Source organism: Candidatus Methylomirabilota bacterium (assembly GCA_036002485.1).
GTDB lineage: Bacteria > Methylomirabilota > Methylomirabilia > Rokubacteriales > CSP1-6 > AR37.
In genome coordinates this window covers 1-22792 of the sequence record DASYTI010000222.1, presented here as the reverse complement: position 1 = coordinate 22792, position 22792 = coordinate 1, and the positions used below count along the sequence as shown (strand labels likewise).

The 22792-nt window shown below is 68.3% G+C and carries 24 protein-coding genes; 2 read left to right on the top strand and 22 right to left on the bottom strand.

All coding sequences use genetic code 11. The features are described 5' to 3' along the window. The 22 genes from infB to VGT00_19875 form a co-directional block, all read right to left on the bottom strand. Positions 1-2274: translation initiation factor IF-2 (infB, locus tag VGT00_19980; GenBank protein HEV8533711.1), on the bottom strand; the 2274-nt coding region annotated here is incomplete at its 3' end. Positions 2275-2604: 330 nt separating this feature from the next. Next, the gene (gene nusA / locus VGT00_19975; protein ID HEV8533710.1) at positions 2605-4005 is read right to left on the bottom strand and encodes a transcription termination factor NusA; all 1401 of its coding nucleotides are present in this window, start codon (positions 4003-4005) and stop codon (positions 2605-2607) included. A 12-nt stretch (positions 4006-4017) separates the two neighbouring features. Beyond that, positions 4018-4506, bottom strand: a complete 489-nt coding sequence (gene rimP / locus VGT00_19970; GenBank protein ID HEV8533709.1) for a ribosome maturation factor RimP — start codon at positions 4504-4506, stop codon at positions 4018-4020. Positions 4507-4725: 219 nt separating this feature from the next. Then, a complete protein-coding gene (locus VGT00_19965; GenBank protein HEV8533708.1) occupies positions 4726-6435 on the bottom strand; it encodes a proline--tRNA ligase in 1710 nt (569 codons plus the stop codon). A gap of 3 nt (positions 6436-6438) precedes the next feature. Continuing rightward, on the bottom strand, positions 6439-6771 hold the full coding sequence (locus VGT00_19960; protein HEV8533707.1) for a (2Fe-2S) ferredoxin domain-containing protein: 333 nt from the start codon (positions 6769-6771) through the stop codon (positions 6439-6441). An 11-nt stretch (positions 6772-6782) separates the two neighbouring features. Next, positions 6783-8144, bottom strand: coding sequence for an RIP metalloprotease RseP (gene rseP, locus VGT00_19955; GenBank protein ID HEV8533706.1), 1362 nt, complete (start codon positions 8142-8144; stop codon positions 6783-6785). Next, positions 8141-9331, bottom strand: a complete 1191-nt coding sequence (locus tag VGT00_19950) for a 1-deoxy-D-xylulose-5-phosphate reductoisomerase (GenBank protein ID HEV8533705.1) — start codon at positions 9329-9331, stop codon at positions 8141-8143. Before VGT00_19950 ends, rseP begins: the two co-directional genes overlap by 4 nt. Continuing rightward, entirely contained in the window at positions 9328-10197 is an 870-nt protein-coding gene (locus VGT00_19945) for a phosphatidate cytidylyltransferase (GenBank protein ID HEV8533704.1), read from the bottom strand. Before VGT00_19945 ends, VGT00_19950 begins: the two co-directional genes overlap by 4 nt. Beyond that, a complete protein-coding gene (locus VGT00_19940) occupies positions 10197-10973 on the bottom strand; it encodes an isoprenyl transferase (GenBank protein ID HEV8533703.1) in 777 nt (258 codons plus the stop codon). Before VGT00_19940 ends, VGT00_19945 begins: the two co-directional genes overlap by 1 nt. 186 nt (positions 10974-11159) lie before the next feature. Next, the gene (gene frr / locus VGT00_19935; GenBank protein HEV8533702.1) at positions 11160-11714 is read right to left on the bottom strand and encodes a ribosome recycling factor; all 555 of its coding nucleotides are present in this window, start codon (positions 11712-11714) and stop codon (positions 11160-11162) included. Between the two features lie 4 nt (positions 11715-11718). Further along, positions 11719-12465, bottom strand: a complete 747-nt coding sequence (pyrH, locus tag VGT00_19930; GenBank protein HEV8533701.1) for a UMP kinase — start codon at positions 12463-12465, stop codon at positions 11719-11721. 6 nt (positions 12466-12471) lie between these two features. Beyond that, entirely contained in the window at positions 12472-13077 is a 606-nt protein-coding gene (gene tsf / locus VGT00_19925; protein ID HEV8533700.1) for a translation elongation factor Ts, read from the bottom strand. Between the two features lie 15 nt (positions 13078-13092). Continuing rightward, on the bottom strand, positions 13093-13881 hold the full coding sequence (gene rpsB, locus VGT00_19920; GenBank protein HEV8533699.1) for a 30S ribosomal protein S2: 789 nt from the start codon (positions 13879-13881) through the stop codon (positions 13093-13095). Positions 13882-14018: 137 nt separating this feature from the next. Next, positions 14019-15233, bottom strand: a complete 1215-nt coding sequence (gene argJ / locus VGT00_19915) for a bifunctional glutamate N-acetyltransferase/amino-acid acetyltransferase ArgJ (protein ID HEV8533698.1) — start codon at positions 15231-15233, stop codon at positions 14019-14021. Positions 15234-15240: 7 nt separating this feature from the next. After that, entirely contained in the window at positions 15241-16290 is a 1050-nt protein-coding gene (argC, locus tag VGT00_19910; protein HEV8533697.1) for an N-acetyl-gamma-glutamyl-phosphate reductase, read from the bottom strand. 5 nt (positions 16291-16295) lie between these two features. Beyond that, positions 16296-16691 carry a 30S ribosomal protein S9 gene (gene rpsI / locus VGT00_19905; protein HEV8533696.1) on the bottom strand — a complete coding sequence of 132 codons (396 nt, stop codon included), beginning with the start codon at positions 16689-16691 and terminating at the stop codon, positions 16296-16298. A 36-nt stretch (positions 16692-16727) separates the two neighbouring features. Continuing rightward, entirely contained in the window at positions 16728-17174 is a 447-nt protein-coding gene (gene rplM, locus VGT00_19900) for a 50S ribosomal protein L13 (GenBank protein ID HEV8533695.1), read from the bottom strand. Positions 17175-17269: 95 nt separating this feature from the next. Continuing rightward, positions 17270-17932, bottom strand: coding sequence for an endonuclease III (gene nth, locus VGT00_19895; GenBank protein ID HEV8533694.1), 663 nt, complete (start codon positions 17930-17932; stop codon positions 17270-17272). Positions 17933-17944: 12 nt separating this feature from the next. After that, positions 17945-18361: an HIT family protein gene (locus VGT00_19890; GenBank protein ID HEV8533693.1), complete on the bottom strand. Its 417-nt coding sequence runs from the start codon at positions 18359-18361 to the stop codon at positions 17945-17947. Next, positions 18358-19503 (bottom strand): pyridoxal phosphate-dependent aminotransferase, encoded by a 1146-nt coding sequence (locus VGT00_19885; protein ID HEV8533692.1) that lies wholly within the window; start codon positions 19501-19503, stop codon positions 18358-18360. Before VGT00_19885 ends, VGT00_19890 begins: the two co-directional genes overlap by 4 nt. Next, the gene (locus VGT00_19880) at positions 19500-20213 is read right to left on the bottom strand and encodes a dolichyl-phosphate beta-glucosyltransferase (protein HEV8533691.1); all 714 of its coding nucleotides are present in this window, start codon (positions 20211-20213) and stop codon (positions 19500-19502) included. Before VGT00_19880 ends, VGT00_19885 begins: the two co-directional genes overlap by 4 nt. Before the next feature lie 35 nt (positions 20214-20248). Continuing rightward, entirely contained in the window at positions 20249-21655 is a 1407-nt protein-coding gene (locus VGT00_19875; GenBank protein ID HEV8533690.1) for an NAD-dependent malic enzyme, read from the bottom strand. Between the two features lie 128 nt (positions 21656-21783). On the opposite strand from VGT00_19875, the gene VGT00_19870 reads away from it, so the two are divergent. Then, entirely contained in the window at positions 21784-22305 is a 522-nt protein-coding gene (locus VGT00_19870) for an iron transporter (GenBank protein ID HEV8533689.1), read from the top strand. A 254-nt stretch (positions 22306-22559) separates the two neighbouring features. Beyond that, the coding region (locus VGT00_19865) for a DUF169 domain-containing protein (protein ID HEV8533688.1) at positions 22560-22792 on the top strand (233 nt) is incomplete at its 3' end.

Here is a 22792-nt window from a genome sequence, read left to right as displayed (position 1 = left end):
CTGCTTGACCTGGGCCCGGCCGTGGACCGTCTCACGAATCTCGGGCGCCAGCATGCCGGAGAGCGCCGCCTTGACGTCGTTCAGCACGTCGTAGATCACGCTGTAGTTGCGCAGGTCGACGCCGTCGGACTGGGCCTGGGTGGTGGCCTTGGGCTCGGCCTTCACGTTGAATCCGAGCACGATGGCGTTGGAGGCCGAGGCGAGCATGACGTCGGACTCATTCACCGCGCCCACCGAGCCGTGGATCACTTTGAGACGAACCTCGTCGGTCGACAGCCGCTCCAGCGACTCCGTGAGCGCTTCGACCGAGCCCTGCACGTCCGCCTTGAGGACGAGGCGCAGTTCCTTGACCTCGCCCGCCGCGATCTGCTTGTGCAGATCCTCCAGGGTGACGCGGGTGGCGCCCTTGCCCTTGAGCCGATCCCGGTCGGCACGCACGGTGGCGATCTGCCGCGCCTTCCGTTCGTCGGCGACGACGAGGAGGGTGTCGCCCGCCTGCGGGACACCCGACAGCCCCAAGACCTCGACGGGATCGGAAGGACCGGCCGTGGATACCTTCTTGCCGCGGTCGCTGAACATCGCGCGGACGCGGCCCGAGTAGGACCCGACGACCACGGCATCCCCTTCCTTGAGCGTGCCGGACTGGATCAGCGCCGTGGCGACCGGACCCCGGCCGCGGTCGAGCCGGCCTTCCACGATGATGCCGCGGGCGGCCCGGTTCGGATTCGCGCGTAGCTCGAGCACCTCGGCCTGAAGCGCCGTCATCTCGAGCAATTGCGGTATCCCGTCACCCCGCTTGGCCGAGGTGGGCACGAAGATGGTCTGTCCACCCCAGTCCTCCGGCACCAGGCCCAGATTGGAGAGCTCACGCTTCACGCGATCGGGCTCCGCGCCAGGCTTGTCGATCTTGTTCACGGCCACCAGGATCGGCACGTTGGCCGCCTTGGCGTGGTTGACCGCCTCCACCGTCTGAGGCATGACGCCGTCGTCGGCGGCGACCACGAGGATGACGATGTCGGTGGCCTGGGCGCCGCGGGCCCGCATGGCGGTGAACGCCTCGTGGCCCGGGGTGTCGAGGAAGGTGACCTTGCCGTGGGACGTGTCGACCTGGTAGGCCCCGATGTGCTGGGTGATGCCTCCCGCCTCGCGCTCCGCCACCTTGGTGGTCCGGATCATGTCGAGGAGCGAGGTCTTGCCGTGGTCGACGTGACCCATCACCGTGACCACGGGCGGCCGGAGACTGAGCTGGCTGGGGTCGACGTCCTCCTCTTCGAGGATGTCGCCCTCGAGTGAGCGAACCTCCACGTCGAAATGGAACTTGTCGGCGGCGAGCTTGGCCGCGGTCGGGTCGAGCACCTCGTTCACGGTGGCCATGACACCCAGCTCGAGCAGCGCCTTAATCACCTCGCCCGATTTCCGGCGCATGGCCGCGGCGAGCTCACCCACGGTCACCGACTCGGGCACCTTGATGAGCTCGCGCTTAATCTCGACCGGCGGCTCGGGCGGTTCGGGCGCCGGACGCGGCACCGGCGGGACCTCGACCTTGGGAGGAGGAGTCACGGCGGCGGCGGCGGGCTTGACGGGCGCCGCGGGCACGACGGGCCTCGCGGGAGGCGCGGGCGGCACGGGGCGCGTTGGAGCAACCGGGGCGACGCGCCGTGGCGCTGGCGGGGCGATGCCCGGGGGCGATGCCGCGGGCACGATGGGGCGCGGCGCGGCGGGTGGCGACGGCACGGTAGGCCGGAGCGGCGTCGGAGCCGGCGGCTCCTTCTTCACTATTGATGGACCTGCCGGCGTGGGGACGGCCGGCGCGGGCCCCACCGGCGGCGCGGGAACAGGAGCGGGAGCGGGCGGCGTCACCACTGGCGCACCCTCGATCGGCCCCGCGGCGGCGGTGTGGCGGAACAGAGTCGCCGCTGGCTTGAACTCTTCGGCCGGCGACGGCGCCAAGGGCTCCTCGGACTCGATGGTGGTGGCCCTCTTCTTCACGGGCTTCGTGGCTGGCTCTCCGCCAGCGCTCTTCTTTCTGGCCGCGGCGGGCTTCTTGGGTTCGGCGGTGGCGGGCTTGGGCTTGGGCAGCCGCTTGGGCTTGGCTTCTCCGGGCAGATCTCGGCCGCGGCCGAGCTTCACCCGCAGCTCATTGGCCGTCGCCGTCTGCAGCGGAGTCATGGCCCGCATGCCCTTCTGGCCCATGGCCTCGAGGGCGACGATCAGGTCCTTGCTGGTGACTCCCAGCTCCTTCGCGAGGTCGATAACCTTCACTCGTGCCGCCACAGCCCCTTTACCTCCTCACCTTGTGGTTGAGAGCCTCGTGCTCCTCGAGAGACTCTTGCTTCAGCGCCCGCCTCGACCCAGACGTACCCAAGATGCCCGGCGCGCCCGTCGTGGGGGGCTCACTGGGCCGCTTGAACGCGTGCGCCAGCTGCCCAGCCCGCAGCGCCTTTTCCACACACTGGGCGTCGCGACACACGTACGCCCCTCGGCCCGGTGCCTCTCCCCTTTCATCCACCGTCACTCGCCCGTCCCTACCCCGGACCAGCCGCACGAGATCTCGCTTGGGTCGCGCGCGCCGGCATCCGATACAGGTGCGCGTGGGCCCGGCCGTCACTCGGCGGACGTCCGCGCCATGCTCTCGGGCGGAACCTCGCCCTCGGGCTGAGTCTCTCCCTCGACGGCCCGGGTATCCTCCGTGCTTTCCAGCGCCGCTTCGGACGCTGGCTCGACGGGGGGATGCTGGGCTATCCACTCCTCGGCCGCGGCGAGGACGGCGGCGGCTTTCTTCTCGCCGAGCCCGGGTATCGCCTCGAGGGCCTCGAGCCCCGCGCGCGCGATGCGCACCGGCGAGAAGAGCCCGTGCTCGGCCAGACGCTCGATCATCTGAGGGCCGAGACCCGGGAATTCGGCGAGGGCCGCCTGTCCCCAGGCCCGCTCCTCCTCGAGGAGCCGGCGCTCTTCCTCCACCTCTCCCTCGCTCTTGATGTCGACGTGAAGCCCGGTCAGCTTGGCGGCGAGCCTGGCGTTCTGGCCCTTCTTGCCGATGGCGAGCGAGAGCTGGTTGTCCGGCACGATCACGAGCACCGTGCGGGCCTCGCCGCCCTCGTCGGGAGAGCCGAGGGTGACCGAGGACACCTTGGCCGGCGAGAGGGCCCGCGCCACGAAGGTGGCGGGGTCGGCCGCCCACTCCACGATATCGATCTTCTCGCTGCGAAGCTCGCGGCTGATGACCTGGATGCGCGTGCCCCGGAGCCCCACGCAGGCGCCGATGGGATCGACGTCGCGCTTGGTGGAGACCACCGCCACCTTGGCGCGCTCTCCCGGCTCCCGGGCCGCCGCCTTGACCTGCACGATGCCCTCGGCGATCTCGGGAATCTCGGCCTCGAAGAGCCGCACGAGAAAGCCGGCGTCCGCGCGCGAGAGGAGGATCTGCGGCCCTTTGGCCGTCTTCTTGACCTCCTGCACATAGGCGCGCACCCGGTCATTGGGGTTGTAGCGCTCGCCGGGAATCTGCTCGCGCTCGGTGATGACGGCCTCCGCCTTGCCCAGGTCCACGATCACGTTGCGCTTCTCGATGCGGTGGACGGTGCCGCGGATGATCTTGCCTTGCTTGTCGATGAAGTCGGAGTAGACGGCATCACGCTCGGCGTCGCGGACCCGCTGCAGGATGACCTGCTTGGCCGTCTGGGCGGCGATGCGGCCGAACTCCTGCGGGGGCAGCTCGATCTCGATCTCGTCCTCGAGCTCCGCCTCGGCGTTCAGCTTGCGCGCCTCGCTGAGCGCGATCTCGAGCTTGGCGTCGGTGACGCTCTCCACGACCTTCTTGCGCGCGAAGACCCTGAGAGCCCCCGTGTGCCGATCCAGCTCCATGCGCGCATTGTCGGCCACCCCCATGGTCTTCTTGGAGGCCGACAGGAGGGCAGACTCCAGCGCCTCGAAGAGGACTTCTTTGTCTATCCCCTTCTCCGTCGCCATCTGGCCGATCACGTAGATGAGCTCTTTGTTCATCATGGCTGCGTCCGCTCACTTCCGTCTGAATGGCGGGTCCAGGCGCGCCTTGGTCAGGAGCGCCCGCGGCACCTCGTCGCGTCCGCCGTCGGGAGCCTGGATGACTAGCCGCTCCGTCGACGCCGCCTCGAGACGCCCCGCGAATTCGAGCCGACCCGTCACCGGCTCGCGCACCCAGCACCGCACGTCCTTCCCGACCGCCCAGACAAACTCCCTGTCCTTCCGGAGCTCACGGTCGAGCCCGGGTGAGGACACTTCGAGGTCATACGACTCTGTCAAAAGACCCGACACGTCCAGCACATCGCCCGCTTCGTGACTGAAGCGCTGACAATCGGCGATGCCCGCCCCGCCCCGCTTGTCCACGAAGAAGCGCAGCGCCCAGCGCCGCCCCTCGCGGCGCCACTGCGTGTCCACCAGCTCGAGCCCATGCGCCTCCAGGACCGGAGACAGGACAGCTTCGACCTTGGCCAAGAGCGCCTCCCCGTCACCGGCCAACAGGCCCATAGCCGCCACTCTTCAGCCCTCGCCTCCTCATGCTCGTCGCCTGCGGGATCGACCCAGCCCTCGCCTCGCGGCTCTGCCGCTCATCTCGAAGAGCGGGCCATGCCTCGGCTCGAACGACCTCTTCAGCTCTCGCCGCATCTATACAGAACAAAAAAGTGGGCGGCGCCCACTTTTGTCAAAACTTTAGCACATGTAGCGGTCACCCGCAAGGACGGGGCCTCACCCCATGGCCTGCACGGCCTCTACGACCCGGGCCGCCTCGACCACCTGTGCCTTGGCCACCCTCTGGTCCACTCGTGTCGCGCGGTCTCGGACCTCCACGACCCCTTCCTTGACGAACGCATTGCCCACCGTCACGCGGATCGGGATGCCCAGGAGGTCCGCGTCCTTGAACTTGACCCCCGCCCGCTCGTCACGATCGTCCATGAGGACGTCGAAGCCCGCCTCGACCAGGGTCCGCTCGATATCCTCGGCCGCCGCCATCTGCGAGGCGTCCTTCACGGCGACCGGGATGAGATGGACGTGGAAGGGCGCGATGGCCCAGGGCCAGATGATTCCGTCCGCATCGTGACGCTGCTCGACGGCAGCCGCGGCGATGCGTGCGGGACCTATGCCATAGGAGCCCATGACGATGGGCTTTTGCTGCCCCGCCTCGTCCAGGTACATGGCATTGAGGCCCATCGAGTACTTGGTCCCGAGCTTGAAGATATTGCCCACCTCGATGACCCGCTCGACCTGCAGGGGCTTGCCACATCGGGGACAGCCCTCGCCGGGCAGGGCCACCTGGAGATCGGCCCAGTCGCAGCCGAAGTCCTTGCCGGCTCTCACCCCGACGAGATGGAACCCGTCACGGTTGGCCCCCACGACATATCGCCCGGTCTTGAGTGACTCGTCGGCGAGGACACGCACGCCCCCGCCCTTGAGGCCGACGGGACCGACCGAGCCTACGGAGACGCCCAGGTGCTGTCGCACCTCTTCCGGGCGCGCCGGGCGCGGCTCGGCGCCCAGGGCCCGCGCGAGCTTGCGCTCGTGGAGATTGTGGTCTCCGCGCACGAGGGCGAGAACGGGCGTGTCGCCCGCCATGTAGAGCAGGCTCTTGATGGTGCAGGCGGGGTCGATCTTGAGCTGGGCCGCCACCTCGGCGATGGTCCGGGCCTCGGGAGTGGCGACGTCGCGCGGGCCCGCCTCCTCAGGCAGGGAGGCGGATCGCGGCACGCCGCGGGCCAGCTCGACATTGGCCGCGTAGTCGCAGCCGGCGCAGAGGGCGACCTCGTCCTCTCCGGCCGCGCTCGGCGCCATGAACTCGTGCGATCCTGACCCGCCCATCATGCCGGGATCGGAGTCGACCACGACGTAGCGGATGCCGCAGCGGTCGAAGATCTTACCGTAGGCCTGCTTGTGCGCGTTGTACGAGACGTCGAGGGCGGCCTGGTCGGGGTCGAGCGTGTAAGAGTCCTTCATGAGGAACTCCCGGGTGCGGAGCACGCCAGATCGCGGCCGCGCCTCGTCTCGCTCCTTGGTCTGGATCTGGTACCAGATCTGCGGTAAGTCCCGGTAGGAGCGGATCTCCCGCGCGGCCAGCCAGGCTACCACTTCCTCATGCGTCATCCCAAGGCACATGTCGCGCTGGTTGCGATCCTTGAGCCGGAACATCTCGCCGCCGATGGCGTCCCAACGACCCGACTGCTGCCAGATCTCCGCGGGCTGCAGCACCGGCATGGTCAGCTCCTGGCCGCCGATGCGGTTCATCTCTTCGCGGATGATGGCATTGACCTTCTCGATGACGCGCAGGCCCACGGGCAGGTAGACGTAGATGCCGGCGGCCAACTGGCGGACGAGCCCCGCGCGGACCATGAGCTTGTGGCTGATGGCCTCGGCGTCCGCAGGGTCCTCCCTGAGCGTCGGGATGAGCGAGCGGGTCCAGCGCATGGCCTACGCGGCGCCCGGAACTTTGTTGGCTCCGGGCACGCCCGGATCGTAGAGCAAGCGCTTGACGGGACGGCCGCCCAGGATGTGCGACTCGAGGATCTCCTGGAGATCGGAGTCCTGCACGCCCGCGTACCAGACATTCTCGGGGTAGACGACGATCATGGGGCCGTGGCCGCACTGCGAGAAGCACCCCGCCTTGTTGATGCGGACGTCGGCCTGCTTTCCCGCCGCGGCCGCGCCGGCGCGGAGCGTCTTGACGTACTTCTCGACGTCACCCTGCTGCGGACAGGTCTCCCCGGAGGTGCACACGAACACATGGCAGCGGTATTGGCCCATGGTCGTCCGGGTCAGCGGAAGAACCGGTGGAAGACGTCGAGGCGCGACAGATCGTTGTAGACCGCATACACCATCAGCATCATCAGGAGCACGAAGCCGACCTGCTGGGCGATTTCGCGCTTGCGGACGGAGATGGGCCGACCGAGCACCGCCTCGCAGGCGAAGAAGAGGAGATGTCCGCCGTCCAGCATCGGCACGGGCAAGAGGTTGAGCACGGCAAGGTTGACGCTGATCAGGGCCGTGAAGAGCGTGAGATACGGCAGCCCCTGGCGCGCCTGCTCTCCGGCCGCCGCGGCGATCTGGATGGGCCCGCCGATGTTCGAGGGGGCCAGCTGCACCGTGATCAGCTTGTACATGCCCTTGACCGTGAGCTGCGTCCACTCCCAGGTTTTGAGCGCGCCGTCCCGGATGGCGGCGAGCGGATTGGAGCGAACGAACACCGCGCCGGCGGCGGGGGCCATGGAATGGCTGATGCCGATGCGCCCCTTGCCGTCGGGCCCGGTCGGCGCGGGCGTGACCGTTACCGTGAGCACCTGATCTCCGCGCTTGACGCCGAGCACGGTCGGCTGGCCCGCCCGCTTGCTGATACCGTCGGCCAAGTCGTCCCATGATGAGATGGGCTGTGTCTCCAGCGACACGATCATGTCGCCTGGCTTGAGCCCGGCCTTGGCCGCCGCGCCTCCCGGAATGACATCGCCGATGGTCGCCTGATCCGATACCGCCTGGCGGGCCCCGAGGTCCCAGTAGTCCTGCTCATCGCCGAAGATGTCGCGACCGGCCACTCGCTGTGGGGTAACCGTGACCTGGCGTGTGCGGGCACCGTCGGTGACGTCCAGGCGCAGGCTCCGGCCCTTGCTGGCCTGAACCTGGGCCAGCACCTCGTCCCAGTACTGGACGGGACGGCCATCCACGGCGACGATCTTGTCGCCCGGCTTGACCCCCGCCTGGGCTGCCGCGCTGCCTTCGGCCACGCGGCCGACCAGGGCGGGCACCACCGGACGGCCCCACACCATGAAGGCGAGGGCGGTCAGGAGCACGGCGAGCACGAAGTTCATGCCGGGACCGGCGAAGACGATGAGGAAGCGGACCCAGACGGGCTTGAGGTTGAACGACTTCTTCGGGTCCACCGCGTCGGTCTTGCCGCCCTCGAGCGGGTTCTCGTCGTCGCCCATCATCTTGACGTAGCCGCCCATGGGGATGGCGGAGAGGCAGTACTCGGTCTCCTTGCCTTTGATGCGCCAGAGGACGGGGCCGAAGCCGATCGAGAAGCGCTCGACGCCGACCCCCGACAGACGCGCGACCACGAAGTGACCCCATTCATGGATGAGGATGAGAATTCCGATGACGACGACGAAGGCGATGATGGTGGTCAACGGACAGCCCTCCCGGGCGACCCGGCTGCCGCGGCGGCGGGCAGCCAGCTTTCCACGAGCCGGCGCGTCTCGGCATCCACCTCCACGCACGTCCCGATGCTGTCGAGAGGACGCGGAGGCACGCGGTCGAGCGCCCGGGCGATGAGATCGGCGATCTGGAGGAAACCCACATGGCCCTCGAGGAAGGCCGCCACCGCCACTTCGTTGGCGGCGTTCAGGATGGCGGGCGCGCAGCCGCCGGCCGAGAGAGCCTCGCGAGCCAGCCGGAGGCACGGGAAGCGCGCGATATCGGGCGCCTCGAAGGTCAGGGCCCCGACCTTCGTCAAGTCGAGCCGCTCGTCGGGCCACGGCAGTCGGTCGGGATGGTTCAGGGCGTACAGGATGGGGATCCCCATGTCGGCCACCCCGAGCTGGGCGATGACCGAGCCATCCACGTACTCGACCATGGAGTGGATGATGGACTGCGGATGCACCACGACCTGGACCTGCTCGGCCGGCATGTCGAAGAGCCAGCGGGCCTCGATGATCTCGAGCCCTTTGTTCATCAGGGTGGCGGAGTCGACGGTGATCTTGGCGCCCATCTTCCACGTGGGATGATTGAGCGCGTCCGCGACCGTGACGGAGGCCAGGCGCTCCGGAGGCGTCTGGCGGAAGGGCCCCCCGGATGCCGTGAGGAGGATCCGGTGCACCTGCGAGCGCTTGTGTCCCTCCAGGCACTGGAAGATGGCGCTGTGCTCGGAGTCCACGGGGAGGAGCGGCACCTTGCTCCGGCGCGCGGCGGCCGTCATGAGGCTGCCCGCCATGACGAGCGGCTCCTTGTTGGCGATGGCCACGGCCTTGCCGGACTCCACGGCGGCCATGGTGGGCAGGAGACCCGCTCCGCCCACGATGGCGGAGAGCACCACGTCGGCGTCCACCTCGCGCGCGAGAGTCTCGAGCCCGCGCGGGCCGGCCAGGATCTCGGGTCGCGGATGCGGCAGCGCGCCCGATACGATGTCGATCGCGCGCTCATCGATGAGGGCGAGAACCCTGGGCCGGTGGACGCGGCAGAGCTCCGCCACCAGCTCCGGGTTCGAACCGCGCGCGGCCAGGCCTTCGATGCGAAAGAGGTCGGGGAAGTGGGCGCACAGCTCCAAGGCGCGCCGCCCCACCGAGCCCGTCGCTCCCAGCACGGTTACCCGCTTCATGCGCTCCAGATCCTCCCGTGCGTCACATAATAGAACAGGGCGGGCGCGTTGAAGAGGAGGCCGTCCACCCTGTCGAGCATCCCGCCATGACCAGGGATGAGCTGACCGGTGTCCTTGGTGCCGAGGCTCCGCTTGAGCGCGGACTCGGCGAGGTCGCCGATCTGACCGACCACGCCCAGCAGGAGGCCCACGAGCACCGCGTCCCTCGTGCCAAGCCCCGGGAAGAGCCAGCCCTGTGCGGCAAGCGCGGCCAGGGGTGAGAGGAGGAACTGGGCGAGGGCGCCCTCAACGGTCTTGCCCGGGCTGATGCGCGGCGCCAGCTTGTGCCGGCCGACGAGAGATCCCACCGTATAGGCCGCCGTCTCTCCTACCCAGGTCACCCACACCAGCAGGAGCACCCAGTGGACCCCCTCCGGCAAGGCGCGCAGCAATATCGTGTGGCCGAGGAGGGCATTGATCCAGGCCAGACCCAGAAGGGTGACGGCCACGGCCTGCCAGCGGGCAGGCCCGGGCTCGGGCCGGGTGAGGCTGAGCGCGAGCACCATCATCACCGCGGCCGCCGCCACCACGGCAAGCCGCTCCGGGGCGATGAAGCTCGCGGTCAGGAGGGCGCCCAGCACGACGCCCGCGTCGCGGAATACGGGCACGCCGGCCCGCTGGAACATCCGGGAAAACTCCCAGCTGGCCAGCATGCCCACCGCGACGACCATGAGATCGAACGCGAAGGGGACGCCGCCCACGACGATCCAGATGAAGAGGGGCAAGAGGACGATGGTGGACAGGGTGCGCTTGGCCAGCTCGCTCCACCGGGAGGACGTGGACCTCTCCAGCGGCGTGGGCAGCGGCATGCCGTGCGCCCCGGGCATCAAATTCGCCCGAAGCGGCGATCGCGCTGCTGGAAATCCGCCACGGCCAGGTACAGGTCGCGGGGCGCGAAGTCCGGCCAGCGTGTCGGGGTCACCCACAGCTCCGTGTAGGCGATCTGCCAGAGCAGGAAGTTCGACAGGCGCATCTCGCCGCTGGTGCGGATCAGGAGATCCGGGTCGGGGACACCGTCGGTGTAGAGGGCCCGGCTCAGCCGCACCTCGTCGATCTGGTCGGGTCCGAGCCGGCCTTCGGCGACATCGAGGGCCAGTCGGCGACAGGCATCCACGATCTCGTCCCGGGCGCCGTAGTTGAAGGCCATGAGCAGGTTGAGGCCGGTATTGCCGGCCGTCGCATCCACCACGTGGTCGATGCGCCGTTGCACGTCGGCCGGCACTCCATTCGGACGCCCGATGACCCGAAAGCGGACGCCACGGGCCATGAGCTCCGGCAGCTCGCGGTCGATCGACCGCTCGAGAAGGCTCATGAGCGTGGACACCTCGTGACTCGGCCGGTTCCAGTTCTCGGAGGAGAAGGCGTACAGCGTCAGGTACTCGATACCGACTTCGCCCGCCGCTCGGACGATACTGCGCACGGACTTGACGCCCTCGCTGTGGCCAGCCACCCGCGGCAGACCTCGTGAGGTGGCCCAGCGACCATTCCCGTCCATGATGATGGCCACGTGGCGGGGCAATGGGCGGGACAAGACGCGGTCGCGGAGCTCCTGCTCTCCGAGCGTGGAGAGTTGTGACGCCGTCACGCCCGACTTGAGAGGCATGCTTCACACAGTTTACGTGACGGCGCAGGCGAATTCCACGCAAAACCGCCTCGAGAAAAGCAAAAGACAGAAGAACGGCCGCGGGAAATCAGCCAACGGAAGCGCGCGGCCACGTCTGGCCCCTCGCGGGAACTCAGCTATGTGGGGGAGTACGGGGGCCATGTCGAGGCCCCCGTTACCAAATGATCAAATCGCCAGGATCTCCTGCTCTTTCTTCTTGGCGAGCTCTTCGACCTTGGCGATGAACTTGTCGGTGGCCTTCTGTATGGCGTCGTGGCCCCGCCGCTCGTCGTCCTGCGAGACCTTCTTGTCCTTGGCCATCCCCTTGAGCTTGTCGTTGGCCTCCCGGCGGACATTCCGAATGGCCACGCGGGCGTCCTCAGCGTACTTGCCTATGGTCTTGGCGAGTTGCTTCCGTCTCTCCTCGGTCAACGTGGGCATGATCAGGCGCAGGACCTTGCCGTCGCCCGACGGCGTGATGCCGAGATCGGATTTCAGAATGGCCTTCTCGATATGGCTCAGCTGAGAAGCGTCCCAGGCCTGGATCACCAGGGTCTTGGAGTCCGGCACGGACAGCGAGGCCATCTGGTTGATCGGCGTCAGGTTGCCGTAGGCCTCGACCCGGATATTGTCGAGGAGCGCCGTGCTCGCGCGCCCCGTCCTCACCCCGGCGAACTCGCGGCTCAAGAGGTCCACGGCGGCCTGCATTCGCGTCTCGAGATCTTTCACGACCTGTTGCATGGCTCTACCCCTTGAGCGGCCCGGCGTCGTTGGTCACGATCGAGCCGACGGCCTCGCCGGACACGATGCGCCGGATATTGCCGCGTGTCGTGAGGTCGAACACCACGATGGGAAGCTTGTTGTCCATGCACAGCGAGATGGCCGTGGTGTCCATCACCTCGAGACCCCGGTTGAGGGCCTCGATGTAGCCGACCCGCGCCAGCTTGACGGCCTTGGGGTCTTTGAGGGGGTCGGCCGTGTAGATGCCGTCCACGCGCGAGGCCTTCAGGAGGGCTTCCGCGCCGATCTCGACCGCTCGCAACGCGCCCGCGGTGTCCGTGGTGAAGAATGGGTTGCCGGTGCCCGCCGCGAAGACCACCACCCGCCCCTTCTCGAGATGCCGCATGGCGCGGCGGCGGATATACGGCTCGGCCACCGCGCGCATCTCGATGGCCGAGAGCACCCGCACGGGCACGCCGGCCTTCTCGATGGCGTCCTGCAAGGCCAGGGCATTGATGACGGTGGCGAGCATGCCCATGTAGTCGCCGGTGGCCCGATCCATGCCGCCCGCGCTCGCCGCGATGCCGCGAAAGATATTGCCACCGCCGATCACGATGGCCAGCTGCACGCCCATCTCGACCACTTCGCGGATCTCCTCCGCGATGCGGCTGATCGTCTCCGGCTCGATGCCATAGCCTTGCTGGCCCGCCAGCGCTTCGCCCGAGATCTTCAGGAGGACGCGTCGGTAGGGGGGGGCGGCGGCCTCGACCATGGGGGTCTAGTCCACTCCGACCTGGAAGCGCGCGAAGCGCTTGACCACGATGCGCTCGCCCATCTTGGCCGTGGCTCCGTCGACCATGTCCTTGATCCGGGTCTTGCCCGTCTCGTCCCTGACGAAGGGCTGCTCGAGCAGGCAGGTCTCCGCGTAGAACTTCTCGAGCTTGCCCTCGATGATCTTGTCGATGACCTGGGGCGGCTTCTTCTGGTCGGCCATCTGCTCCCGGTAGATCTCCCGCTCTTTTTCCACGACCGCGCCCGGCACCTGCTCCCGCGAGATGTACGTGGTGGTGGGCAAGGCCGCGACCTGCACGGCCAGGTCCTTGACCAGCTGCTGGAAGTCTGCGGTGCGGGCCACGAAGTCCGTCTCGCAGTCGACTTCGATCAGCACACCCATCTTGCCCGTCTGATGGATGTAGGCGTGAATGAGGCCATCCTTGGCTTCGCGATGCTGTTTCTTGGCGGCATCGGCCAGGCCCTTCCTGCGCAGATGGTCCACCGCGCCCTCGAGCTCGCCCTTGGAGGCTTGGAGGGCGGCCTTGCAGTCCATCATGCCCGCCCCCGTCAGGTCCCGGAGCTTCTTGACGTCTTCGGCAGTAAAGGCCATGAGCCGGGATGCTCCTCAGGCCTGGGCCGGCGCTTCGGCCGAGGCTGCCATCTCGGCCTCCGTCACCACGGGCAGGTCGGGGGAGGCGGGAATCTCCGCGGCCTCGGCCGCCTCTTTGGCCAGCGTCCCCGCGCCCTCGAGGATGGCGTCCGCGATCCGGGAGGTGATGAGCCGCACCGAGCGGATGGCGTCGTCATTGCCGGGGACGGGATAGTCGATCCCCGTGGGATCGCAATTGGTGTCCACGATGGCGATGATGGGAATGGCGAGCCGCTGCGCCTCCTCCACCGCGATCGTCTCCTTCTTGGGGTCGATCACGAACACGGCGGAGGGCAGCCGGTCCATGTTCTTGATCCCCACCAGGGTGTGCTGGAGCTTCTCGCGCTCGCGCTCGAGCACGATGACCTCTTTCTTGGGCAGCCGCTCGTACTCGCCCGTCTCCTTCATCTCATCGAGCTTCTTGAGCCTGGCGATGGACTTGCGGATGGTGGCGAAGTTCGTCAGCGTCCCCCCCAGCCAGCGGTGGTTGACGTAGAACATGCCGCAGCGGCCGGCCTCCTCGAGCACGGTCTCCTGGGCCTGCTTCTTGGTGCCCACGAAGAGCACGGTGCCCCCGCCCGCCGCGAGGTCACGCACATAAGCATAGGCTTCGCGGAACTTCTTGAGGGTCTTCTGCAGGTCGATGATGTAGATGCCGTTGCGCTCCCCGAAGATATACTTCTGCATCTTGGGGTTCCAGCGCTTGGTCTGGTGGCCGAAGTGCACGCCGGCCTCCAGCAGCTCCTTCATGGTCAGTGCCGCCATCTCACTCTCCTCGTTCGGTTGGCCTCCGATCACGAGCGGCGGGGTTCGATTCGCCCCCGCGCTCTCCCGAGACTTTACTCAGCTCCGACTGGCCCGGGCACCGAAGCTCGCGATCGTGCGAGTTAACTGCGTGTTACTCAGGTCGTGTATTTGCCGTTCAGGCGCACGTACTCCTCGCTCAGGTCCGATGTCCACACGCGGTCCTGACCGCGGCCGAGGCCGAGATCGATCCCGATCATGTACTCCGACTCCGCCATCAGCGCCCGGATCTTCTCGAGGCGGGCCCCGCTCCTGAGCATTCCCTTTTCGACGAGCACCTCGCCGCCGAATCGGATGGACACTCTGTCCGGGGCCACCCGAGCCGCCGACTTGCCGAGCGCCATCATGATACGCCCCCAGTTGGGATCGGCGCCATAGATGGCCGTCTTGACGAGCGGCGAGTTCGCCACCGCGCGAGCGGCCAGGAGGGCCTCGCGCCTCGTCCGTGCCCCGCTCACCGCCACCTCGACCACCTTGGTGGCGCCTTCACCGTCGGCCACCAGCATGCGAGCCAGGCGTGCCGCCACCGCCTCGAGCCCGCGCCCGAACTCGCGCAGCCCGCGGCTGCCCCGCTCGAGGGGGGCGTTCTCCGCGAGACCATTCGCGAGCACGGCCACCGTGTCGCTTGTGGACTGGTCGCCGTCCACGGTGATCCGGTTGAAGGAGACGTCGGTGGTCCGCTTCAGCACGCGCGGCAGGGCATCAGCCGCCACCATGGCATCGGTGGCGAGGAAGCAGAACATGGTCGCCAGGTGTGGCTCGAGCATGGCCACCCCCTTGGCGATGCCGCCGATGGTGATGGGGCGCCCGCCGACATCGAGCCGGAGGGCCGCCTCTTTCGGCCGCGTGTCGGTGGTCATGATCGCTTCGGCCGCGCTGCGGCCGCCCTGCGGAGTCAGCCCCTTCACGAGTTTCGGCAGAGCGGCGCGGATCTTGTCCATGGGAAGGGGCTGGCCGATCACGCCCGTGGCGGCGATCAGCACCTGGCCCGGCTTGATCCTCAGCAGCTCGCCCACCGTCTTCGTCATCTCGCGAGCGTCCTTGATCCCCTGCTCGCCCGTGCACACATTGGCGCAGCCGCTCGAGGCCACGATGGCCTGAGCCCGACCATCGCGAATGTGCTCCTGGGAGACGAGGACGGGGGCGCCCTTGACCTGGTTCGTGGTGAAGACGGCCGCCGCGCGGGCGGGAGCCGAGGAGTAGATCAGCGCGAGATCCTTCTTGCCGCTGGGCTTGATCCCCGCCACGATCCCCGAGGCGAGGATGCCGGGGACAGCCGTGATGCCCCCGTCGAGCCACTGCAAGTCAGCCATGCGCACCTTAGGGGTACACGGGCGGCGCTTCGAGGCCGGTCCGCTCGTCCCACCCCATCATGATGTTGAGGTTCTGGATACCGTTGGCCGAACCGCCCTTGCCCAGGTTGTCGAGGGCCGAGAGGCAGACGGCGCGTCCGGTGCGGGGGTCGGATACCACGGTGACATCGCAGAAATTGGAGCCGACCACTGCGCGCGTGGTCGGGCGCTCGCCCTCGGGGACGATGCGCACGAAGGGCTCGCCCGCGTAGAACTCCCGGTAGAGGGCGAGGAGGTCGCCGGATCCCGCGCTCTTGGTCAGGGGCACCGAGGCCGTGGTGAAGAGCCCGCGGTTCATGGGCAGGAGATGGGGCGTGAAGCCCACGACCACCGCCTGGCCCGCCAGCCCTGAGAGCTCCTGCTCGATCTCCGGCGTGTGGCGGTGCGTGCCGATGGCATACGCCTGCACGTTCTCGTTGGCCTCCGTGTAGAGGTACATGGGATCGACCTTCCGCCCCTGCGCCCCCGCCCCCGTCACCCCCGACTTGCCGTCTATGACGATGCCGTCGCGGCGACCAAGCCCGCTCTTGATGAGGGGCGCCGTGGCGAGCACCGCGCCCATCGCATAGCAGCCCGGACTGGCCACGAGCGAGGCGGTCGCGATGGCCTTTCGGTGAAGCTCGGGCATCCCGTACACGGCCTCGGAAAGCCCCGGCGCATCGATGTGGTCGGCCTTGTACCAGGTGCCGTAGAGGGTGGCATCGCGCAGCCGGTAGTCCGCAGAGAGGTCGACGACCCTTCGCCCCCGAGCCCGCAGCACCGGCACGGCCCCCTGGGATTCCATGTGAGGCAGGGCGAGAAAGACCAGGTCGGCCTCGTCGGCCAGGCGCGACGGATCCAGCTCGGTCATGGTGAGACCCGACAGCCCCCGCAGGTGCGGGAACACGCGATCGAGCCGCTCGCCCGCGAGCCGCTCCGAGGTCACCGCGGTGAGCTGGAGCTTGGGGTGAACAGAGAGCAGCCGGAGGAGCTCCGCCCCCATGTAGCCGCTGGCCCCGGCAACCGCCACGCGCAGCACGGCGCCTACCGCTTCGAGTACTGGAACTTCGAGCGGGCGCCCGGCTGCCCGTACTTCTTGCGCTCTCTCATGCGCGGATCGCGCGTGAGGAGCCCGGCCCGCTTGAGCGTCGGGCGCAGATTGAGGTCGAACTCGAGGAGGGCCCGCGCGATGCCATGGCGCACAGCGCCCGCTTGCCCCGTCGGCCCACCGCCGCCCACATTGATGGTGGCGTCGAATTGCCCGACGGTATTGGTCAGCTGGAGCGGCTGCGCGATGATCATCCGCAGCGTCTCCCGCGGGAAGTAATCCTCGAAGGGACGCCGGTTGACCAGGATGCGGCCCGGTCCGGGCCGGAGCCACACGCGCGCCACCGAGGTCTTCCGCCGTCCCGTTCCGTAGAACTGCGTTGCTGCGGCCATGCGCTCTCCTCTCGAATCCCTTCTTCAGACCCTGAGCTAGGCTTTGTTCCGGCCGCCCACGGTCAGCGGCTCCGGCTTCTGGGCGGCATGCGGGTGATCGGTGCCCTTGTAGACCTTGAGCTTGCGAGCCATGGCCCGCCCGAGGCGGCCCTTGGGCAGCATGCCCTGGATGGCCCACTCCACGACACGCTCAGGATGGCTCTTGAGCATGCGCTCGGCGCTGACTTCGCGAAGGCCGCCGATATACCCCGAGTGCCAGCGATAGATCTTGTCGGTGAGCTTGCGCCCGGTCAGGTGGATCTTCTCGGCATTGATCACGACGACGTGATCACCCATGTCGAGATGCGGGGCGAAGGTCGGCTTGTGCTTCCCTCGCAGGACGTGCGCGACCTGACTGGCCAGCCGACCCAGCACCTTGTCCCGGGCGTCCACCACGAACCATTTCCGTTCGATCGCGTCTTCCTTCGCCATCACGGTCGCCATGATCCGAGTCCTCTTCCCGCTTAGAAGTCAGCTACTTGGCGTTCACTGATGCACAAATTGGCAACGGGTAATTTTATAGGAGATTGCCGGGAGAGTCAATGACGCTCTGGCCGCGTCTTACCGGGCCAGGGGCAGAGCGCGAGGACCGGGCATCGTGGGCAGTCCGGTTTGCGCGCGTGGCACGTGCGCCGGCCGTGAATGATCAGAAGATGAGTGGCCTGGATCCACTTGGCTCGGGGCAAGAGAGCGCAGAGCTCGTCATGGATCTTCTCCGCGTCGTCCGCGCGCGTGAATCCGAGGCGCTGGGAGACGCGCGTCACGTGCGTATCCACGGCCAGGGCCGGAATGCCAAAGGCATTGCCGAGCACGACGTTGGCCGTCTTCCGTCCCACCCCCGGCAGCTCCACGAGCTCTTCGAGCGTGCGCGGGACCTCTCCGCCGTGACGCTCGACCAGGGCCCGGCCCATGCCCATGAGGGAGCGGGCCTTGGCCTTGAAGAACCCCGTGGAGTGAATCTCCTTCTCGAGGGTCGACGGCTGAGCGCGCGCCCAGTCCTCGGCCTTGCCGTAGCGCGGGAAGAGCGTGCTCGTCACGGCGTTCACCCGCTCATCGGTGCACTGGGCCGAGAGAATCGTGGCGACAAGCAGCTCGAGGGCATTGCCGAAGCGGAGCTCGATACCCGCCGTGGGATAGGCCCGGGCCAGCCGGGTCAGTATCTTCGCCGCCCGCGTCTTCTTCACCTGCGCCGATTCCGCCATGGGAGAGGAGTCTCAGTCGAGGGCCGCGCGGATCTCGGCGATGCGCTGGCTTGCCTCGTCGAGCGGCAAGGCGCGCGGCTCGTGCTCTACGCGCCACACCGGCCCCTGGGGCTCGGGATCACCCTCGAGGCGAGGCACGAGGTGCCAGTGGATATGCGGCACCAGGTTGCCCAGGAGCTCGTAGTTCATCTTCACCGGCCGATAGACACGCGAGAGGGCCCGCGCGACCCGGGTGACGTCCTCGATCAAAGCCGCGCGCTCGCCGGGATCGAGGTCGTAGAGCTCGACGGCATGACGCTTGAGGACCACGAAAACCCAGCCGGGGAAGAACTGGTCCTCGTTGAAGTAGACGCGGCTCGAGGGCAGGTCGGCGACCAAGAGCGGCCCGTTGTCGGAGAGCCGCGTGCACATGAAGCAGTCCGCCGTCATCTCTCGCGCTCCGCGAAATACCGGCCGATCCGCTCGATGGCCTCCTCGATTCGCTCGAGGGAATTGGAGTAGGAGAAGCGCAGAAATCCTTCGGCGCGACTGCCGAAATCGACACCCGGCGTCACCCCGACGTGGGCGTGCTCGAGGATGTCGAAAGCCAATGCTTTCGAGTCCGCTCCGAAGCGCTGGGCATTGGCGAGGACGTAGAAGGCGCCGGTGGGAGGCACCGCGACGCCGAGGCCGATGCGCCGGAGACCGGCCACCATGGCGCGGCGGCGCTCGTCGAAGATGAGCCGGAAGCGCTCCGCGTCCTCGCCCGCCTCGCGGAGCGCGGCCAGGGCGGCCCACTGGACGAACTCATTGGTCGAGATGAAGAAATTCCCATGGGCCGTCTGCAGCGGCCGCATGAATTCCCGCGGGGCGATGAGGTATCCCAGTCGCCAGCCCGTCATGGCGTAGGCCTTGGAAAAGCCGTTCAGCACGAAGGCACGGTCCGTGTACTCGAGGATGGTGTGCTCCTCGCCCTCGTAGGTCAGCCCATGGTAGATCTCGTCCGAGATCGCCCACGGCCCGAGCTCTCCCACGGCCTTCAAGCGCTCGGCCGGCATCACCGCTCCCGTGGGATTGGCGGGCGAATTGACGAGGGCGGCCTTGGTCCGGGGCGTCACCAGCGCGGCGAGCTCGTCGGTCCGACACTGGAAGCCCTCGGCCTCGAAGGTCGCCGCGAAGACCGGCTCGCCGCCCGGATAGCGGATGAGGTTCGGGTAGACGGCGTAGTGAGGGTCCGTGAGGAGCACGTGATCGCCGGGATCCAGGAGCGTGGAGAACAGAAGGAGCATGGCGGGCGAGGTGCCGGCGGTGACGAGGATCTGGTCGGGCGAGACCGCCACGCCGTAGCGGGCGCGGTATCGCTCCGCGATGGCCTCGCGGAGCGGCACCAGTCCCAGGCTGTGCGCATACCGTGTCCGGCCGTCCTTGAGCGCCCTCTCGGCCGCCTCGCGGATCACCGGCGGGGTCTCGAAGTCGGGCTCGCCGAACTCGAGATGGATGATGTCGGCGCCCTGCCGCTCCAGTTCCTGGGCACGCTGGAAGACCTCCACGGCCAGGAAGGGCGCGATGGTGCCCGCGCGCTTGGCGATCACGACGAGACCTTCGGCCGCCGGGCGAGCCGGCGGCGCGCGGCCAGGATCTGCCGGATCATGCGGGGCCCGTCGCGAAAGATGGTGACCTTGGAGCCCGGCTGATCCGCCCAGTTGACCGCCACCTCCGTCACGCGATAGCCGCGCCGTCGCGCGAGCAGCAGGAGCTCGACATCGAAGCCGAAGCCGATCGTCTCGAGCTCTCCGAAGAGAACCACGGCCGCTTCCGCCCGGAAAAGCTTGAAGCCGCACTGCGTGTCGGCCACGTCGGGTAGTCCCAGACGCCGGACGAGAAGGTTGAACACCTCGCCGGAGAGCTTCCGGTGCAAGCGAACCTGGCGAGTGACGGAAGGATCCCTGAGCGCGCGCGAGCCCACCGCCACGTCGGCCCCCGCGTGGATGGCGACCTCCAGGCGCTTGAGCTCGGCGATGGGCGTGGCCCCATCGGCATCGGCCATCAGCCGCAGCTCTCCGCGGGCGGCGAGCATCCCGGCGCGAACCGCGAACCCCTTGCCGTGGTTGACGGCGAGCCGGTGCAGGGTGACCGCGGGGTGCCCGACCTGCGCCTCCAGCACGTGGGCGGCCGTGCCATCGCGGCTGCCGTCGTCGACCACGAGCACCTCGTACGTTCGATCCAGCCCCTCGAAGTACGTGACCACCTCTTCCAGATACGCGGGGAGGCGCCGCGCTTCGTTGTACGCAGGAATGATCACGGACCAGGAAGGGGTGTCGGCAGACGGCACGGGACTTACGACCAGACGAACGCGTCGGCGCGGGGACGGCGGCGAGCCACCCCGGTCTTGTGGGCGGCGCGCGCCACCTCGCGGGCGACGGCGGGAGCGACCTGCTTGTTGAACACGCTCGGGATGATGTACTCGGGCCCCAGCTCGCCCTTGCCCACGCAGGAGGCGATGGCATGCGCGGCGGCCAGCTTCATCTCGTCGTTGACGAGCCGCGCGCGGATGTCCAGAAGCCCGCGGAAGAAGCCGGGGAAGCAGAGCACGTTGTTGATCTGGTTCGGATAATCCGACCGGCCCGTCGCCATCACGCGGACGGCGCCGTGCACTTCCTCCGGCATGATCTCGGGGACCGGGTTGGCCATGGCGAACACCACGGGATCCCGGGCCATCCGGCGGATGTCCTTGGGGCTCACCACGCCGGGACCCGAGAGCCCGATGAAGACATCGGCCCCTCGCAGGGCGTCGGCCAAGCTGCCCTGCAGGCGCTTGGGGTTGGTGTGCTCGGCGAACCAGGCCTTGACGGTGTTCATGTTCTCCCGCCGGCCCCGGTAGAGCGCGCCGGCGCGATCGCAGCCGATGACATAGCGGCAGCCCACCGCCATCAGGAGCTTGGCGGTGGCGATGCCGGAGGCGCCGGCACCGGAGAACACGACGCGGACGTCACTCATCTTCTTCTTGACGACCTTCAGGGCGTTGAGGAGCGAGGCCAGCACGACGACGGCCGTCCCGTGCTGGTCGTCGTGGAATACCGGGATGTCGAGCTCCTTCCGGAGCCGCTCTTCGATCTCGAAGCAGCGGGGCGCCGCGATGTCTTCGAGGTTGATCCCGCCGAAGACCGGCGAGACTGCCCGCACGATGGCCACGATCTCGTCGACGTCCTTGGTGGCGAGGCACAGCGGGAAGGCGTCCACCCCGGCGAACTCCTTGAACAGGAGCGCCTTGCCCTCCATGACCGGCATGGCGCCCTTGGGTCCGATGTCGCCGAGCCCGAGCACTGCGGTGCCGTCGGTGACGACGGCCACGGTGTTGTGCTTGATGGTGAGGGCATAGGCCTTCTGGGGGTCGTCGTGGATGGCCAGGCATACGCGGGCGACGCCGGGTGTGTAGGCCATCGACAGGTCGTCCCGCGTCTTGACCGGCACCTTGCCGCGTACCTCGATCTTGCCCCCGAGGTGCATCAGGAAGGTGCGATCGGAGACGTTGACGACGCGCACGCCGGCCACGCGACGGACGGCGTCGACCACGGCCTGGCCGTGCCGGTCGTCGCGCGCGTTGAAGGTGATGTCGCGGACGATGGTCCTGGCGTCCACCTGGACGAGGTCGACCGCCCCGATGTCGCCGCCGGCGCGGCCGATGGCGGAGGTGACCCTGCCGAGCATGCCGGGCCGGTTCCGGATCTCGAGACGCATCGTCATGCTGTAGCTCGCGCTAGGTGCCGTCATCATCGACCTGTCCTTTCCGATGAGAAGCCGGGCGAGTGGCGTTGCCCAGTGGCCGCTATTATAATCCCCGCGGAGGCCCGGGTGTCGAAGGGAGAGAAGCCGTGAGCTGCCGCTGGGCCGCCCTCGGTGTCTGGCTCGTGCTGGCCGCGCTACCGGCCGTCCCGGCCCGGGGCCAGGGCCTCGTTCCGGTCGGCGAGCCCGCGGTCCAGGCGGGGATCCGGGTCCGCGTCGGCTACCTCCCGTGGGCGGTTTCGCTCGATCCCCCGCGACCCGCCGTCGAAGGACCCCACGTCATCCATCTCCAGGTCGAGGTGGAGGCGGTCCGGGGCAACCCGTACGGGCTCGACCCCGACGACGACGTCCCCTATCTCAGGATCCCGTTCGTGCTGGTGCACGAGCCGACCGGGCGCCGGCAGGAGGGGGTGCTCGAGCCCATGGTGTCGCGCGACGGCTTCCATTACGGAGCGAACGTGGCGCTCATCGGCCCCGGCCCCCAGAGCCTCACCCTCGAGGTGGGCCCCCCCGAGGGACTCGCCCGCCACACCGACCCGCGGACGGAGAGGCGATCCTGGTGGGCCGCGTTCACGCTGACGTGGCGCTTTCGGTACACGCCCGGAGAGTGAGTTCATCGGAGGGGGTGTCGGAACACCCCCTCCGAGACCTCAAGGATCGTGGCGGCGGCAAGCCGCCGCTCGGAGAAAGCCTCCGGAGGGCATCGGCCGGGCGAGCCGATCGACCGCTTGACACCGCCGAGCGCCACGGGTACGCTTCGACGTGAAAATCCGCCAGCTTGGCGAGCACGCGCCGGCCTCGACCCGCCCCCGAACGGCCGCCCCGGCCCCTGGCGCCCGAGCCCGCACTGGATGAGGAGACACCGATGGTGGACGCGAAGACCGCCGACCAGGCTCTGCAGACCTACATCCGCCCGCAGACCTTCCCGGTCTCGATCCGGATGCTCAAGCCGGGCGAGGCGATCCCCGAGCGGGCCAAACGGCCGGCGCGTGACTTCGGCAAGCTCTCCATGAACTGCCAGGTCATCGACATGGCGCGCCGGTACGGATGGCTGATCGCGCTGACCCGCGACGACCACGTCTGCTCCCTCGGGATCAC

Excerpts from the sequence above, each read along its gene's own strand:
- nusA (HEV8533710.1), bottom strand. The coding sequence starts at position 4,005 with ATGATGAACAAAGAGCTCATCTACGTGATCGGCCAGATGGCGACGGAG.
- rimP (HEV8533709.1), bottom strand. The coding sequence starts at position 4,506 with ATGGGCCTGTTGGCCGGTGACGGGGAGGCGCTCTTGGCCAAGGTCGAA.
- VGT00_19965 (HEV8533708.1), bottom strand. The coding sequence starts at position 6,435 with ATGCGCTGGACCCGCTCGCTCATCCCGACGCTCAGGGAGGACCCTGCG.
- VGT00_19960 (HEV8533707.1), bottom strand. The coding sequence starts at position 6,771 with ATGGGCCAATACCGCTGCCATGTGTTCGTGTGCACCTCCGGGGAGACC.
- VGT00_19950 (HEV8533705.1), bottom strand. The coding sequence starts at position 9,331 with ATGAAGCGGGTAACCGTGCTGGGAGCGACGGGCTCGGTGGGGCGGCGC.
- VGT00_19945 (HEV8533704.1), bottom strand. The coding sequence starts at position 10,197 with ATGCCCGGGGCGCACGGCATGCCGCTGCCCACGCCGCTGGAGAGGTCC.
- VGT00_19940 (HEV8533703.1), bottom strand. The coding sequence starts at position 10,973 with ATGCCTCTCAAGTCGGGCGTGACGGCGTCACAACTCTCCACGCTCGGA.
- frr (HEV8533702.1), bottom strand. The coding sequence starts at position 11,714 with ATGCAACAGGTCGTGAAAGATCTCGAGACGCGAATGCAGGCCGCCGTG.
- pyrH (HEV8533701.1), bottom strand. The coding sequence starts at position 12,465 with ATGGTCGAGGCCGCCGCCCCCCCCTACCGACGCGTCCTCCTGAAGATC.
- tsf (HEV8533700.1), bottom strand. The coding sequence starts at position 13,077 with ATGGCCTTTACTGCCGAAGACGTCAAGAAGCTCCGGGACCTGACGGGG.
- rpsB (HEV8533699.1), bottom strand. The coding sequence starts at position 13,881 with ATGGCGGCACTGACCATGAAGGAGCTGCTGGAGGCCGGCGTGCACTTC.
- argJ (HEV8533698.1), bottom strand. The coding sequence starts at position 15,233 with ATGGCTGACTTGCAGTGGCTCGACGGGGGCATCACGGCTGTCCCCGGC.
- rpsI (HEV8533696.1), bottom strand. The coding sequence starts at position 16,691 with ATGGCCGCAGCAACGCAGTTCTACGGAACGGGACGGCGGAAGACCTCG.
- rplM (HEV8533695.1), bottom strand. The coding sequence starts at position 17,174 with ATGGCGACCGTGATGGCGAAGGAAGACGCGATCGAACGGAAATGGTTC.
- nth (HEV8533694.1), bottom strand. The coding sequence starts at position 17,932 with ATGGCGGAATCGGCGCAGGTGAAGAAGACGCGGGCGGCGAAGATACTG.
- VGT00_19890 (HEV8533693.1), bottom strand. The coding sequence starts at position 18,361 with ATGACGGCGGACTGCTTCATGTGCACGCGGCTCTCCGACAACGGGCCG.
- VGT00_19875 (HEV8533690.1), bottom strand. The coding sequence starts at position 21,655 with ATGACGATGCGTCTCGAGATCCGGAACCGGCCCGGCATGCTCGGCAGG.